Raw genomic sequence first — 14,745 nt, 5'->3', positions numbered from 1 at the left:
ACGATGAACGATCATGCGACCCCGGCCATCCCGGTGCCGCGCCTGCCGCTGGCGCTGATCCCGGTGGTGCTGACCATCGCCCTGCTGGGCGTGCAGATCTTCTATTACGACGACTTCACCCCGCACATTCCGCTGGCCATCGGCTTCGGCATCACCGCCCTGGTCGGCTGGCTGCAGGGCTATCGCTGGAAGGACATCGAGGCCGGCGCCTTCCAGGTGCTGCACGTGGCGATGCCCTCCATCGCCACCCTGATCATCGTCGGCATGCTGGTGGGCACCTGGATCGCCAGCGGCACCGTGCCGATGCTGATCTACCTGGGCCTGGAGATGATCGACCCAGGCTGGTTCCTGGCCGCGGCCATGCTGATGTGCTCGATGGTCTCGCTGTCGATCGGTTCCTCCTGGACCACCGTCGGCACCGTGGGCCTGGCGCTGATGGGCATCGGCGATGCCTTCGGCGTGCCGCTCTACTGGACCGCCGGGGCGGTGGTCTCCGGCGCCTTCTTCGGCGACAAGATCTCGCCGCTCTCCGACACCACCAACCTGTCGCCGGCGGTCACCGAGACCAACATCTTCGACCACATTCGCTACATGCTGCCCACCACCGTGCCGGCGATGCTGATCGCCCTGGCGGTGTACGCGGTGGTGGGCGGCGCCGAGGGCGGGGCGGGCGACTCTCTGACGCGCATCGAGACCATCAAGCAGGGCCTGGCCGACGGCTTCGCCATGGGCCCCTGGCAGCTGCTGCCCCTGGCGGTGGTCATCGGCCTGGCCTTCTGCAAGGTGGCACCGATTCCGGCGCTGTTCACCGGAGTGATGCTGGGTGGCGGCGTGGCCATCCTCACCCAGGGCGCCAGCGTCCACGACGCCCTGACCTTCGCCCACAGCGGCTACAGCGTGGTCACCGGCAGCGAGACCCTGGACAGCCTGCTCAACCGCGGCGGCGTGACCTCGATGACCTGGGTGGTGACGCTGATGATGTTTGCCCTGGCCTACGGCGGCGCGCTCGAGCGCACCCGCTGCCTGGAGGCCATCGTCGGCGCCATCATGAAGCGCCTGAAGGGCTTTCGCGGGTTGCAGACCAGCGCCATCCTGACCTCCATCGCCACCAACGTGGTGTCCGGCGACGTCTACCTGTCGATCGCCCTGCCGGGGCGCATGTACAAGCCGGCCTACGACGCGCTGGGCTATTCGCGCCTCAACCTGTCCCGGGCCATCGAGGAAGGCGGCACCCTGGTCTCGCCGCTGGTGCCCTGGAACGCCGGCGGCGCCTTCGTGATCGGCGCCCTGGGGCTGACCGTGAGCGCCGGCGACTTCAGCGCCCTGCTGTACATCCCGCTGGCCTTCGCCTGCTGGCTGTCGCCGCTGTTCGGCATCCTCTACGCCCAGCTGGGCTGGTTCTCCCGGCGCGCCGAGCCCGGGCAGGCCACGGCCGCGGCAGGGGAGCGGGCATGAGCCGCATCGCGGTGATCGGCGCCGGGGTGGTCGGCATGACCGCCGCCCTGGCCCTGCAGCGCCGTGGGCACGCGGTCAGCGTGTTCGACCCCCGGGGGCCGGGGGAGGGCGCCTCCTTCGGCAACGCCGGCTTCCTGGCCACCGAGCTGATCGACCCGCTGTCGAGCCCGGCGAGCCTGCGCCAGGCGCCGCGGCTGTGGCTCGCCCCCCACGGCGCCCTGGCGCTGCCGGCCCGCTACCTGCCGCGCCTGGCCCCCTGGCTGGCACGCTTCGTGGCCGCCGCCCGGCCGGGCCAGGTGGAACGCGGGCGGCGGGCCCTGGCGGCCCTGAACGGCGCCGCGGTGGCGGCCTGGCGGCGCTGCCTGGTCGACCTCGGCGCCGAGGACGAGCTGGTGGCCTCGGGCTACCTGCAGGTGTGGGCCTCCCCGCGGGGGCGGGCCGCCGCCCGGGACCGGATGGACGCCCTGCGCCGCTGGGGACATGCGGTGGAATGGTGTGAGGCGGCCGAACTCCGCGCCCTGGAGCCGGGCCTTGCCGGTGCGCTCAGCCATGGTCTCTATTTTCCCGCGGCCCACCAGGTGCGCGATCCCCATGCCCTGGTGTGCCGGCTGGCCGGGGCCTTCGAGGCCCGCGGCGGCATGCTGCATCGAGAGGGGGTGACCCGGCTGGCGCCCCGGGGCGAGGGCGTGCGGTTGTACACCGACCACGGCACCCGGGACGTCGAGCGCGTGGTGGTCGCCGCCGGCGCCTGGAGCCATCGCCTGGCCGCCGGGCTCGGCCTGAAGATCCCGCTGGAGACCGAGCGCGGCTACCACCTGACGCTGCCCGGGCGCGGCCAGGCGCTGCGACGGCCGGTGGGCTCGGCGGAGCGCCGCTGCGTGATGACCCCCATGAGCGGCGGGCTGCGCATCGTCGGCTTCACCGAGCTAGGCGGGCTGGCGCTGCCGCCGCGGGCGCGCCGCTACGCCTCGCTTCGCCGCCATGCTCGGGCGCTGCTGCACGATCCCGCCGGGCTCGGCGACGGCGCCGAGGAGTGGATGGGCTTCCGGCCGACGCTGCCGGATTCGCTGCCGGTGATCGACGTCCATCCGGACCATCCGTCGGTGGCCTTCGCCTTCGGCCACCAGCATCTGGGGCTGACCCAGGCGGCGATCACCGCCGAGCTGCTCGCCGCCCGCCTGGCCGGCGAGACGCCGGCCCTCGACCTCGCCCCGTTTCGGGTGACCCGCTTCGCGGGGCGCGAGACGGGGCCGCGCCGGCCCTGAACCGAGCGCGCCGGCGGCCGTTCGCCGCCGCGTTGGCGACCGCGACGGGCATAACCCGCACTCGGGCGCCTACGCTAGATGAGTGACTTTCGATAACGACGACGCCATCCGCACCGCAGCAGCGGCGATGCATGGCGCGTTGCCAGGAGATCGACCATGAACGAAGCCAACCTTCATCCCCACGATGCCGTGAGCGAGCTGCGCTCGCGCATCCGCGCCCACTACGACGTCGACGAGGCGGAGGTGCTGCGCGGGCTGGTCGAGCGCATCGAGCTCTCGGAGGAGCAGCGCCGCCGGGTGGCCGAGGCCGGCGCCAACTATGTGACGCGGGTACGCGAGGAGACCTCGCCCAGCATGATGGAGGCGTTCCTGGCCGAGTACGGGCTCTCCACCGCCGAGGGGGTCGGCCTGATGTGCCTGGCCGAGGCGCTGCTGCGGGTGCCCGACGCCGAGACCATCGACGACCTGATCCACGACAAGATCGAGCCCTCCGACTGGGGCGCCCACCTGGGGAAGTCGTCCTCGTCGATGGTCAACGCCTCGACCTGGGCGCTGATGCTCACCGGCAAGGTGCTGGAGGAGGATCCCAAGGGTCCGGTGCGGGCGCTGCGCGGCCTGGTGCGCCGCATGGGCGAGCCGGTGGTGCGCACCGCGGTCGGCCAGTCGATGAAGATCCTCGGCCGCCAGTTCGTGCTCGGCCAGACCATCGAGGAGGGCATGAAGAACGCCCGCGAGCTCGAGAAGCAGGGCTACACCTATTCCTACGACATGCTCGGCGAGGCGGCGCGCACCGACGACGACGCGCTGCGCTATCACCAGGCCTACGCCAGGGCGATCGCCGCCATCGCCAAGCAGGCCAAGGGCGACGTGCGCGGCAGCCCCGGCATCTCGGTGAAGCTCTCGGCGCTGCACCCGCGTTACGAGACCACCCACCGTGAGACGGTGATGCGCGACCTGGTGCCGCGGGCCCGGGAGCTGGTCCGCCAGGCCGCCAAGGCCAACATCGGCTTCAACATCGACGCCGAGGAGCAGGATCGGCTGGACCTGTCCCTCGACGTCATCGAGGCGCTGCTGGCCGACCCCGAGCTGGCCGGCTGGGAGGGCTTCGGCATCGTGGTGCAGGCCTACGGGCGGCGCGCCGCGCCGGTGATCGAGGCGCTCTACGAGATGGCCCAGCGTCACGACCGCAAGATCATGGTGCGGCTGGTGAAGGGCGCCTACTGGGACACCGAGATCAAGCTGGCCCAGGAGATGGGCGTCGCGACCTTCCCGGTGTTCACCCGCAAGGTCAACACCGACGTCAGCTACATGGCCTGTGCGCGCATGCTGCTCGAGCGGCGCGACCGCATCTACCCGCAGTTCGCCACCCACAACGCCCACACCTGCGCCGCCGTGGTCGCCATGGCCGGCGACGACAAGGACAGCTACGAGTTCCAGCGCCTGCACGGCATGGGCGAGTCGCTGCACCACATCGTCAAGCAGTCGGAGGGCACCCACTGCCGCATCTACGCCCCGGTCGGCGCCCACCGCGACCTGTTGGCCTACCTGGTGCGCCGGTTGCTGGAGAACGGCGCCAACTCGTCCTTCGTCAACCAGGTGGTGGACACCTCGATTCCCGCCAGCGAGGTGGCGAAGGATCCGCTGGCCGGGTGGGAACACCTGGGCGACGCCATCGCCAACCCGACGATCCGCCGGCCCGGCGAACTGTTCGCCCCGGAGCGCAAGAACTCCCGCGGCTACCGGATCAACGAGCCGGCCTCGATCCTGCCGCTGCTGTCGGCCCGCGAGGCCTTCGCCGACGCCACCTGGACCGCCGCGCCGATGCTCGCCGGCGCTCCCGCGCCCCGGGGCAGCGCGCGGGAGGCGCTGTCGCCGGCCGACGGGGCGCGGGTGGTCGGTCAAGTATACGAGGCGACCGCCGAGGAAGTGGCGGCGGCGCTGGACGCCGCCGAGGACGGCTACCGCGAGTGGTCGGCCCGGCCGGTGGCCGAACGCGCCGAGGTGCTGCGTCGCACCGCCGACCTCTATGAGGAACACATGGCCGAGCTGACGGTGATCGCCACCCGCGAGGCCGGCAAGATGATCCTCGACGGCATCGCCGAGGTGCGCGAGGCGGTGGACTTCCTGCGCTACTACGCCAACGAGAGCGAGCGGCTGGAGGCCGAGGAGCCGGGCGAGGCGCGCGGCGTCTTCGTGTGCATCAGCCCCTGGAACTTCCCGCTGGCCATCTTCACCGGCCAGATCGCCGCGGCGCTGGCGGCGGGCAACGCGGTGCTCGCCAAGCCCGCCGAGCAGACGCCGCTGATCGCCGCCCGGGCCGTCGAGCTGATGCGCGAGGCCGGGCTGCCGGAGGCGGCGCTGCAGCTGCTGCCCGGCGACGGTCCCACGGTGGGCGGGCCCTTGACCAGCGATCCGCGCATCGCCGGGGTCTGCTTCACCGGCTCGACCGAGGTGGCACAGCTCATCCACCGGGCGCTGGCGAAGAACGCCGGCCCGGAGGCGACGCTGATCGCCGAGACCGGCGGGCTCAACGCCATGATCGTCGACTCCAGCGCGCTGACCGAGCAGGCGGTCCGCGACATCCTGATCTCGTCCTTCCAGTCGGCCGGCCAGCGCTGCTCGGCGCTGCGCATGCTGTACGTCCAGGAGGAGGCGCGGGAGCGGCTGCTGACCATGCTCGACGGCGCCATGGACGCGCTGTCCATCGGCGACCCCTGGAACACCGACACCGACGTCTCGCCGGTGATCGACGCCGAGGCCCAGGCCGACATCGGCGCCTATGTCGAGGCGCAGCAGAAGGCCGGCAAGGTGCTCAAGACGCTGCCCGCCCCGGACGGCGGCACCTTCGTCAGCCCGGCGGTGGTCGAGGTCGGCGGCATCGAGGATCTGGAGCGCGAGATCTTCGGCCCGGTGCTGCACGTGGCCACCTTCAAGGCCCGCGACATCGACAAGGTGGTCGATGCGATCAACGCCAAGGGCTACGGCCTGACCTTCGGCCTGCACACCCGCATCGACGATCGCGTGCAGCAGATCGTCGAGCGGATCCATGTCGGCAACATCTACGTCAACCGCAACCAGATCGGCGCCATCGTCGGCTCTCAGCCGTTCGGCGGCGAGGGGCTGTCGGGCACCGGTCCCAAGGCCGGGGGGCCGCTCTACGTGCCGCGCTTCCGACGCACCGATGCCGTCGAGCACTTCGACGCGCCCCAGGGCGAGGCCATTCCCACGGCCGACCTGCAGGCGGCGCTCGACGGCCTGGATGCTCGCCACTGGGCGGCGCGGCCGGACCGGGTCGAGGTGCTGCGCCGCGCGCTCTCCGGACGCCGCGGGATGATCCGCAAGGCGCTGGCCGAGGCCGCCGCCCTGGACATGACGCCCCAGACCCTGCCGGGGCCGACCGGGGAGAGCAACCGGCTGTCGCAGTATCCCAAGGGGCCGGTGCTGTGCCTGGGGCCGACCCTCGAGATCGCCGTCGCCCAGGCGGCGCAGGCGCTTGCCGCGGGCTGTCCGGCGCTGATCGTCGCCCCCGGGGCGGACGGCGAGGTGCGCTCGCTGAGCGCCGCCGGGGCGCCGGTCGCGGCCTTCGACGGCACGGTGGCGGCGGAGACGCTCACCGCCCTGACGGGCATCGTGGCCGTGGCCGCCGCCGGGGGCGGCGACTGGACCCGGACGCTGCGCCTGGCGCTGGCCGAGCGCGACGGCCCCATCGTGCAGCTGGAGACCCAGGTCATCGCCCCGACGCGCTACGTGGTGGAGCGCCACCTGTGCATCGACACCACCGCCGCCGGCGGCAACGCCAGCCTGCTGGCGAGCGCCGAGTAGGCGCCTCGCCGGCGCTCCGACGGTCGCCCCGGGGCGCGGCAAGGCCCCGGGGCGTCGCCACGCCACCCGCCTGACGCGGCACCGCCGTGCCCCACTCGGACCTGCAGCAGCCCGGCCCCACGGCCGGGCTCCTCGCTTGCCGGGTGCTCGAGCGCTGGCGCCGGGACATCCGGCCCTTGAAAGACCGCGGGGCCATCACCACCTCTCCGACGCGGGTCCTCCCCGGCCCGCGCCACGGCCGAGCGCCGTCGGTAACGAGTTCGAATCTGAAACCCTTCCGACTGCAAAGGAGGTAGTGGATGTCAGTGCAGACATCGTCCGACCGACCGCTGCAACAGGCGACCCCGTTCGACATCGTCGATTCTCCGGATCCCGAAAGCCGGGTGCGCAGCGCCCCGCGGCCCGGCGACGATCCCTATCCCACGCGGCTTGCCGAGCCCCTCGACCTGCCCTGGCTGAATCGCCGGGAGCCGGTGGTCAAGGGGCGCGACCGGCAGGGCCCGCTGTCCCCGGTGCAGCTCGATGCGTTCGAGCGCCAGGGCTTCCTGTTCGAGCCGGACTTCCTGCGCGGCGACGAGCTCGACGAGCTGCGTCGGGCGCTCAGGCAACTGCTCGAGCACGACGCCTATCGCGAGCGCGACTTCAGCATCACCGAACCCCGGGGCAAGGAGATTCGCTCGCTGTTCGCCGTGCACTGCCTGTCGCGGGTCTTCGGGCGCCTGGCCCATGACCCGCGCCTGACCGGCCGCGCCCGGCAGATCCTCGGCGGCGAGCCCTACATCCATCAGTCGCGCATCAACTACAAGCCCGGCTTCGAGGGCAAGGGCTTCAACTGGCACTCGGACTTCGAGACCTGGCACGCCGAGGACGGCATGCCGGCCATGCACGCGGTGAGCGCCTCCATCGTGCTGACCGACAACCACGCCTTCAACGGCCCGCTGATGCTGGTGCCGGGCTCGCATCGGGTGTTCGTGCCCTGCCTCGGCGAGACCCCGGAGGATCACCACAAGCAGTCGCTCAAGACCCAGCAATTCGGCGTGCCGGGCCGCGAGGCGCTGCGGCGTTTGATCGAGCGTCACGGCATCGAGGCGCCCACCGGGGCCGCCGGCGGCCTGCTGCTGTTCGACTGCAATACCCTGCACGGCTCCAACGCCAACATGTCGCCGGACCCGCGCAGCAACGCCTTCTTCGTCTACAATCGTCGCGACAACCGCTGCGTCGAGCCCTTCGGCGCCGCCAAGCGCCGCCCGCGCTTCCTGGCTCATGATCCCGACGAGCGGTGGACGCCGGAGGCCTGACGCCGACGGGCCGGCACGCGTAGACTGAGGGCAGAGCCGTTCCCGTTCCGTCAGCCAGGAGTCACCTCGTCATGCGTTTCGTACCCCGCTTCACCGATGGCCGGGCCTTCCCGCAGCCGCTGGGCAAGATCGTCTGCGTCGGCCGCAACTACGCCGATCATGCCAAGGAACTCGACAATCCGGTGCCCAGCGAGCCGCTGCTGTTCATCAAGCCGGCCACCAGCGCCGTGAGCCTGGAAGCGACGATCGCCGCGCCCTTCGCCCGGGGCGAGGTGCATTTCGAGACCGAACTGGCGCTGCTGGTGGGCGAGACGCTGACCGACGTCGATGCCGCCGAGGCGGAGCGTGGCATCGTCGGCATTGGTCTGGCGCTGGACCTGACCCTGCGCGACGTCCAGGGCCGGCTCAAGGAACAGGGCCATCCCTGGGAGGTGGCCAAGGGCTTCGACGGCGCCTGCCCGCTGTCGGCCTTCCTGCCGCTCAGCGAGGTGCCCAACTGGAGCGCCCTGGCCTTCACCCTGGCGGTGGACGGCGAGGAGCGCCAGCACGGCCACGGCGCCGACATGCTGTTCCCGGTGCCCGAGCTGGTGGCCGAGATGAGCCGACACTTCACCTTAGAGCCCGGCGACGTGGTGCTGACCGGCACGCCCGCCGGGGTGGGTGAGCTGCCCCGCGGCGCCGAGCTCGAGCTGTCGCTGACCGGAGGGCTGGAGATCGCGACCCGGGTGATCGACTGACGCGGCGCGACTTGCCCGCAAACGACGAGGCCCCCGCCGGCATGCCGACGGGGGCCTCGTCGTGTGCGGGCGCCTGCGCTGAGACGCCCTGGCCGTTTACTGCCGGGGCAGCTTGTAGGCCATCACGTAGTCGCCGATGGTGGTACCGATGGAACCGTGCCCGCCGGCCACCTGAACGACCATCTGTTCGCCCTGGCTGTTGAGATAGGTCATGGGCGTGGCCTGACCGCCGGCCGGCAGGCGCGTCTCCCACAGCTGCTCGCCGGTACCGACGTCATAGCCGCGCAGGTAGTCGTCCACGCTGGCGGCCAGGAAGGCCACGCCGCTCTCGGTGATCACCGGGCCGCCGATGCCGGGCACGCCCATCTCGATCGGCAGCGGCAGGGCGGTCATGTCCTCGACGGTGCCGTTCTTGTGCTGCCAGGCGACCTCGCCGGTGCGCAGGTCGGTGCCGGCCACGTAGCCCCAGGGCGGTTGCTGGCAGGGCACGCCGAACGGCGACAGGAAGGGCTTCATCTCCACCGCATAGGGAGCGCCGGCGTTCTCGTTGAGGCCCTGCTCGCCCTGGTTGGTCTCGCCCAGGTCGGCGCCTTCCTTGGGCACCAGGGTCGAGGTGAAGGCCAGGTACAGCGGCATGCCGAACATCACCTGGCGCCTCGGGTCCACGGCGATGCTGCCCCAGTTGAAGACCCCGAAGTTGCCCGGGAAGACGATGGTGCCCTGCTCGGAGGGCGGGGTGTACTGGCCCTCGTAGCGCAGCGACTTGAACTGGATGCGACACATCAGCTGGTCGAACGGCGTGGCGCCCCACATGTCCGCCTCGCGCAGGGGGGGCGGCCGGAAGCTCAGGCTCGAGATCGGCTGGGTCTCGGCGGCGTAGTCGCCCTCGATGGTGCCCTGGGGCGCCGGCTGCTCGGAGATCGGCAGGATCGGCTCGCCGGTCTCGCGGTTCAGCACGTAGACGTCGCCCTGCTTGGTGGGCACCACCAGCGCCGGCTGGGTGCCCGCGTCGGTCTCCAGGTCGAGCAGGCTGGGCTGGGCCGGGGTGTCCATGTCCCACAGGTCGTGGTGCACGAACTGCTGGACCCACTCCACCTGGCCGGTCGCGAGGCTCAGCGCCACCACCGAGCTGGCGTACGTCTCCTCGGCCTCGCTGCGGTACATGCCCAGCTGGTCCGGGGTGCGGTTGCCCATCGGGAAGTAGATCAGCCCCAGCGCCTCATCGGCGCTGGCGATCGACCAGCTGTTGGGGGAGCTGGTGGTGTAGGTCTCGCCCTCGGCGATCGGCGCGGTGTCGTCCGGGTTGCCGGCATCCCAGTTCCACACCAGCTCGCCGGTCTTGGCGTCGTAGGCGCGGATCACGCCGGAGGGCGACTCGACGGCGTAGTTGTCGTTGACCGAGCCTGCCACCACGACCTTGCCGTCGGCGACCACGGGGGGCGAGGTGGAGTAGTAGAAGCCGGCCTGCTTGAACGGCATGTTGTGCATCAGGTCCAGCTCGCCGTTGTCGGCGAAGTTGGCGCAGCGCGCACCGGTCGCCGGATCCAGCGCCAGCAGGCGGGCGTCGGAGGTGGGCAGGAACAGCTGGGCGTCGCACTGCATGGCGTCCAGGTTCTCCGCCGGGCCGTCGGCCACCTGCGCGTCGAGGTCATCGGGGTCGCCGGAGGCCGGCGGCAGGTAGGAGACGCCGCGACAGGTCTGGTGCTGGCGCGAGCTCTCCGCCGGTACCTGGGCGTCGTAGACCCACTGCTCCTCGCCGCTGTCGGCGTCCAGCGCGATCAGCCAGTTGTGCGGGGTGCACAGGAACAGCGAATTACCCACCTTCAGCGGCGTGGCCTCGTAGGTGGTCTCGCCGACGTCCTCGGGACCCTTCACGTCGCCGGTCTGGTACTGCCAGGCCAGCTCCAGGTCGCCGACGTTCTCGGGGGTGATCTGCTCGAGCGGCGAGAAGCGCTGTCCCAGGTTGCTGCGCCCGTAGGCGTGCCAGCCGTCCTGCGGGCTGTCGCCGAGGTCGGCGTTCTCGGCCACCACCTCGCGGTTGAGCTCGCCGTCGATGCGGTGGGCGTCGACGCTCAGGCTGGCCAGCAGGCCCACGCCGATGATCGCCCACACCGGCAGCAGCACGGCGGTGCCGGTGCGGCGTCCGCCCTTGGCCGGCCACAGCAGCGGAATGGCGAGCACCAGGAACAGGCCCAGGCGGGTGGCCAGGGGCCACCAGTCATAGCCCGATTCCCACAGCGCCCAGGCGGCGGTCGCCGCCAGGAACAGGGCGTACAGCGTCTGGGCGGCCGGGCGACGCGAGCGGATCATCGCCCCGACCACGATCAGCACGATGCCGGACAGGGCGTAGTACCAGCTGCCGTCGAGGGTGATCAGCCATAGGCCGCCCCCCAGCAGGGCCAGCCCCACCAGCCAGAAAATGAGGGAGAGAATGAACATGATCCCAGCTCCTTGCCATGAATCGCGGGTTTGTTACATGGTAAATCATTAGTGTGCGAATTAAAATGCCGGGCGTCGGCATCCTCGAGGCCTCCCGTCCCGGGAGGCCCAGAGTCTTCACTATGGCCTAATGCAGGAAAACCGTCAGTGACGGTCGACCCTCGGCGCCGCGGCGCCGAGGGGTCACTCCAGGTAGGTGTAGCCCTCGAGGCCCTCGGAGAGGTCGTCGAGGAAGCGCGCCTGCTCGTCGGCCTCGAGGCCGCTGGCGGCGAGCTGGTCGGCGAGTCGGCGGCGCAGCACCTCGGCGTCGAAGTCCACGTAGCCCAGCACGTCGGCCACCCGGTCGCCGCGGCGCACGTGGTCGACGCACCACTCGCCGTTGGCGTCCAGGGCCGCGTCCACCGAGTCGGTGTCGCCGAACAGGTTGTGCAGGTCGCCGAGGATCTCCTGATAGGCGCCGACCAGGAAGAAGCCCAGCAGGCGTTCCTCGTCGTCGTCCCACTCGGGCAGCGGCAGGGTGGCCTCGACGCCTTCGCCGTCCACGTAGCCGTCGATGCGCCCGTCGCTGTCGCAGGTGATGTCCTGGATCACCGCGCGCCGCGAGGGCGGCCGGTCGAGGCCCGACAGCGGCAGTACCGGGAAGATCTGGTCGATGCCCCAGACGTCGGGCACCGACTGGAACAGCGAGAAGTTGACGAACAGCTTGTCGGCGAGCTTCTCGGCGAGCTCGTCGTGGATCTCGCGGTGGGCGCGGTTGCGCGGGTCGAGGCGCTCGCGCAGCCGGGCGCAGGCGGCGGTATAGACGCCCTCGCCCTCGGCGCGGGCCTCGAGCCCGGCCAGGCCCATCACGAAGCGGTCCTGGAGCTCGCCGATGGCCTGGCCGAGGTCGTGCCAGGCCTCCACCAGCCCGCGTGGGGCCTGGGTGGCCTGCAGGGCGTCGTGGACCCGCCACAGCTCGGCGACCTGGGGATCGCCCTGGACCCGGGCCGGCGGCGCCTGGATGTCGGGGCGCTCCTCGCCGATCACGTTGGTGACCAGCACCGCGTGGTGGGCGGTCAGCGCCCGGCCCGATTCGCTGATCAGGTGCGGGTGGGGCAGCCCCTCGGCCTCGCACACCTGGGCGAAGGCCGCCACCACGTTGCGGGCGTATTCGCGCATCGAGTAGTTGATCGAGCAGAAGCTGCGCGAGCGGGTGCCCTCGTAGTCGATGCCCAGCCCGCCGCCCACGTCCACGGTGTCCACCGGGGCGCCCAGCGCCACCAGGCTCTGGTAGAAGCGCGCGCACTCGCGCAGCCCGCGCTGGATGTCGCTGATGTTGGCGATCTGCGAGCCCAGGTGGAAGTGCACCAGCTGCAGGCTGGCCAGGGCGTCGGCCCCGCGCAGGCGCTCGACCACCGCCTGGATCTGCCCGGCGGTGAGGCCGAATTTGGACTTCTCGCCGCCGGTGTTCTGCCACTTGCCCTTGCCCACCGAGGCCAGCCGGGCGCGCAGGCCGATGCGCGGCGCCACGCCGAGACGTTCGGCCTCCTCGAGGATCAGCGGCAGCTCGGAGAGCTTCTCCACTACCAGGTAGACGCGGTGGCCGAGCTTCTCGCCCATCAGCGCCAGGCGGATGTATTCGCGATCCTTGTAGCCGTTGCAGACGATCAGCGAGGGGCCGTCGCCGGACAGCGCCAGCACCGCCAGCAGCTCCGGCTTGCTGCCGGCTTCCAGGCCGACCCGGTCGCGGCCGCGCTCCTGGGTGGCCAGGATCTCCTCGACCACCCGGCGCTGCTGGTTGACCTTGATCGGGTAGACCGCGGTGTAACCGCCGTCGAAGCCTTCCTCGCCCATGGCGCCGTCGAAGGCGGCGCACAGCTGCTCGACACGGTCGTGGAGGATATCGGTGAAGCGGATCAGCACCGGCAGTCGCAGCCCGGCCTCGCGCAGCCGGGCGACCAGCGGCGAGAGCGCGAGGGCGGGGCCATCGTCCTCGCCGCCGTGGGGGCGCACCAGGGCCTGGCCGTCGTCGGCCACGTCGAAGTAGCCGCTGCCCCACTGGTCGATGTTCCAGGTATGCCGGGCACGGTGGGCGGGGCCGGCCATGCTGCCCATGGCCAGGCTCATTGGCCGGCCTCGGGCAGGGGCAGGGCGCCGTCGGCGATGCGCCGCTCGAGCACGCTGCGGAAGGCGTCCGGATCATGCGGCGTGAGATCGTGGGCCGGCGGGTCGACGTAGACCACCAGCAGCCGCGACAGCCAGTAGCGCAGCGCGGTCAGGCGCAGCATCATCGGCCAGGCCTCGCGCTCGGCGCGTTCCAGCGGGCGCCGCGTCTGGTAGGCGGTGAGGATCGCCTCGTAGCGCGCCGGATCGAGCCGGCCGTCGTCGTCGCTGGCCCAGTCGTTGATCACGATGGCCAGGTCGAACAGCAGGTCGCCGGTGCAGCCGTTGTAGAAGTCGATCAGCCCGCCGAGCCGGTCGCCGTCGAACAGGGTGTTATCGCGGAACAGGTCGCCGTGGATCGCGCCCTGGGGCAGGTCCGGGCTTTCCTCGAAGAACTCCTGGTAGATCTCCACCTCGTTCTTCATTAGCGCCTGGTCGTCGGGCGAGAGGTAGACCAGCACCTTGTGGTGCATGGGCAGCAACCAGTGCAGGTCGCGCGGGTTGGGGCGGTGGCCCGGGAAGTGGCGCGAGACCTTGTGCATGCGCCCGAGGGCGTCGCCCAGCGCCCGGCACTGGTCCAGGTTGGGGGCCTTGGGGTGTTTGCCAGGCAGGCGCGGGAACAGCAGCGCCGGCTTGCCGGCCAGGCTGTGCAGGGCGATGCCGTCGAGGTCGTGCAGCGGTCCGGGCACCGGCAGGCGGTGCTCGTCCAGGTAGTCCAGCAGCTCGACGAAGAACGGCAGCTCCTCGTGTTCGCCCTGCTCGAACAGGGTCAGCACCAGCTCGCGGCGGTCGGTGGTGACGAAGAAGGTGCTGTTCTCGGTGCCGGCGGGCACGCCCTGGCAGGACACCAGGGAGCCAGCATCGAAGCGGCTCAGGAACGCCTCGACCTGGGAGTCGGTCAGGGGGGTGAATACAGCCATGTGTCTCTCGCCCGGGTATGCGAAGCCGCCTATTGTAGCGGCTTGGCGGCGCGATGCACGAGCCAGGTAGGAAGGGTGGCAACGTCATGGGGCATGGCTGATCCGGCGACAGGTCTGCGAGGGGCGCTATGAACCCATCCGTGGGCGCTACTTTGGCCATCCATGGCCAAAAACCCCCTCTACGACCTGTCCCCGGCGCTTCCGTCATTGCCGGCTGCGGAAATCTTGAAGCGGGATGCCAGTCCGGTGCTGCCTGGTTGCCCCGGCGTCAGAAGCGCTTGAGCACCCACTCGGGCACGGCGATGCGTTGGCCGTTCTGGCGCTCGAAGTCGCCGTCGCCGTCGCGGTCGACCAGGTAGTAGGAGGGCCCCGCGGCGGGCCGGACCTCGATGGCGTAGAGCGCCCCGTTGACCCGATACTCGCGGATGGTGCGGTCCTCCTCCTGGCGGATGGTGACATCCGGCTCGACGTCGGCGCTGGACTGGGCCAGGGTCGGCAGGGCGACGGTGAGCAGCGCCAGGCCGGCCAGCGGCGCGAGTAGCGCGGAGCGTATGAGGTTCATGGTGTTCTCCTGACCATGGGGTTGCCCCCAGTGTATGCCTTCGTCGGAGCTGGGCACAGCTCGGCGCGGCAAATCGCGCCGGCAATGCGTATCATGAACAGCCAG

The 14,745-nt window shown here is 71.1% G+C and carries 9 protein-coding genes; 5 read left to right on the top strand and 4 right to left on the bottom strand.

Annotated elements, in window-relative coordinates; genetic code table 11:
* The first annotated feature begins 3 nt into the window (after positions 1-3).
* From nhaC to ACXAFN_RS06420, 5 genes are all read left to right on the top strand, one after another.
* Complete coding sequence (nhaC, locus tag ACXAFN_RS06440) at positions 4-1,455, top strand: Na+/H+ antiporter NhaC (protein WP_474987209.1); 1,452 nt, start codon at positions 4-6, stop codon at positions 1,453-1,455.
* Positions 1,452-2,720 carry an NAD(P)/FAD-dependent oxidoreductase gene (locus tag ACXAFN_RS06435; protein ID WP_474987207.1) on the top strand — a complete coding sequence of 423 codons (1,269 nt, stop codon included), beginning with the start codon at positions 1,452-1,454 and terminating at the stop codon, positions 2,718-2,720. Before nhaC ends, ACXAFN_RS06435 begins: the two co-directional genes overlap by 4 nt.
* Before the next feature lie 156 nt (positions 2,721-2,876).
* A complete protein-coding gene (putA, locus tag ACXAFN_RS06430; protein WP_474987206.1) occupies positions 2,877-6,542 on the top strand; it encodes a bifunctional proline dehydrogenase/L-glutamate gamma-semialdehyde dehydrogenase PutA in 3,666 nt (1,221 codons plus the stop codon).
* Positions 6,543-6,841: 299 nt separating this feature from the next.
* The gene (gene thpD / locus ACXAFN_RS06425; protein ID WP_474987204.1) at positions 6,842-7,840 is read left to right on the top strand and encodes an ectoine hydroxylase; all 999 of its coding nucleotides are present in this window, start codon (positions 6,842-6,844) and stop codon (positions 7,838-7,840) included.
* Positions 7,841-7,911: 71 nt separating this feature from the next.
* Positions 7,912-8,577 (top strand): fumarylacetoacetate hydrolase family protein, encoded by a 666-nt coding sequence (locus tag ACXAFN_RS06420; protein ID WP_474987202.1) that lies wholly within the window; start codon positions 7,912-7,914, stop codon positions 8,575-8,577.
* Positions 8,578-8,673: 96 nt separating this feature from the next.
* On the opposite strand, the gene ACXAFN_RS06415 is transcribed toward ACXAFN_RS06420, so the two are convergent.
* The 4 genes from ACXAFN_RS06415 to ACXAFN_RS06400 form a co-directional block, all read right to left on the bottom strand.
* A complete protein-coding gene (locus tag ACXAFN_RS06415; RefSeq protein ID WP_474987201.1) occupies positions 8,674-11,016 on the bottom strand; it encodes a glucose/quinate/shikimate family membrane-bound PQQ-dependent dehydrogenase in 2,343 nt (780 codons plus the stop codon).
* Between the two features lie 183 nt (positions 11,017-11,199).
* Complete coding sequence (gene speA / locus ACXAFN_RS06410; RefSeq protein ID WP_474987199.1) at positions 11,200-13,122, bottom strand: biosynthetic arginine decarboxylase; 1,923 nt, start codon at positions 13,120-13,122, stop codon at positions 11,200-11,202.
* On the bottom strand, positions 13,119-14,078 hold the full coding sequence (locus tag ACXAFN_RS06405) for a homoserine kinase (RefSeq protein ID WP_474987198.1): 960 nt from the start codon (positions 14,076-14,078) through the stop codon (positions 13,119-13,121). The genes speA and ACXAFN_RS06405 overlap by 4 nt, the downstream gene beginning before the upstream one ends.
* A 268-nt stretch (positions 14,079-14,346) precedes the next feature.
* A complete protein-coding gene (locus ACXAFN_RS06400; protein ID WP_474987196.1) occupies positions 14,347-14,640 on the bottom strand; it encodes a DUF2782 domain-containing protein in 294 nt (97 codons plus the stop codon).
* Positions 14,641-14,745 lie beyond the last annotated feature (105 nt).

The organism is Halomonas sp. ABH4_019, from assembly GCF_056159885.1.
Note: the sequence above shows the minus strand (reverse complement) of the source record. Positions and strands in the feature narration are given on the sequence as shown.

Coding starts and splice junctions, on each gene's coding strand:
- nhaC (WP_474987209.1), top strand. CDS start 4: ATGAACGATCATGCGACCCCGGCCATCCCGGTGCCGCGCCTGCCGCTG.
- ACXAFN_RS06435 (WP_474987207.1), top strand. CDS start 1,452: ATGAGCCGCATCGCGGTGATCGGCGCCGGGGTGGTCGGCATGACCGCC.
- putA (WP_474987206.1), top strand. CDS start 2,877: ATGAACGAAGCCAACCTTCATCCCCACGATGCCGTGAGCGAGCTGCGC.
- thpD (WP_474987204.1), top strand. CDS start 6,842: ATGTCAGTGCAGACATCGTCCGACCGACCGCTGCAACAGGCGACCCCG.
- ACXAFN_RS06420 (WP_474987202.1), top strand. CDS start 7,912: ATGCGTTTCGTACCCCGCTTCACCGATGGCCGGGCCTTCCCGCAGCCG.
- ACXAFN_RS06415 (WP_474987201.1), bottom strand. CDS start 11,016: ATGTTCATTCTCTCCCTCATTTTCTGGCTGGTGGGGCTGGCCCTGCTG.
- speA (WP_474987199.1), bottom strand. CDS start 13,122: ATGAGCCTGGCCATGGGCAGCATGGCCGGCCCCGCCCACCGTGCCCGG.
- ACXAFN_RS06405 (WP_474987198.1), bottom strand. CDS start 14,078: ATGGCTGTATTCACCCCCCTGACCGACTCCCAGGTCGAGGCGTTCCTG.
- ACXAFN_RS06400 (WP_474987196.1), bottom strand. CDS start 14,640: ATGAACCTCATACGCTCCGCGCTACTCGCGCCGCTGGCCGGCCTGGCG.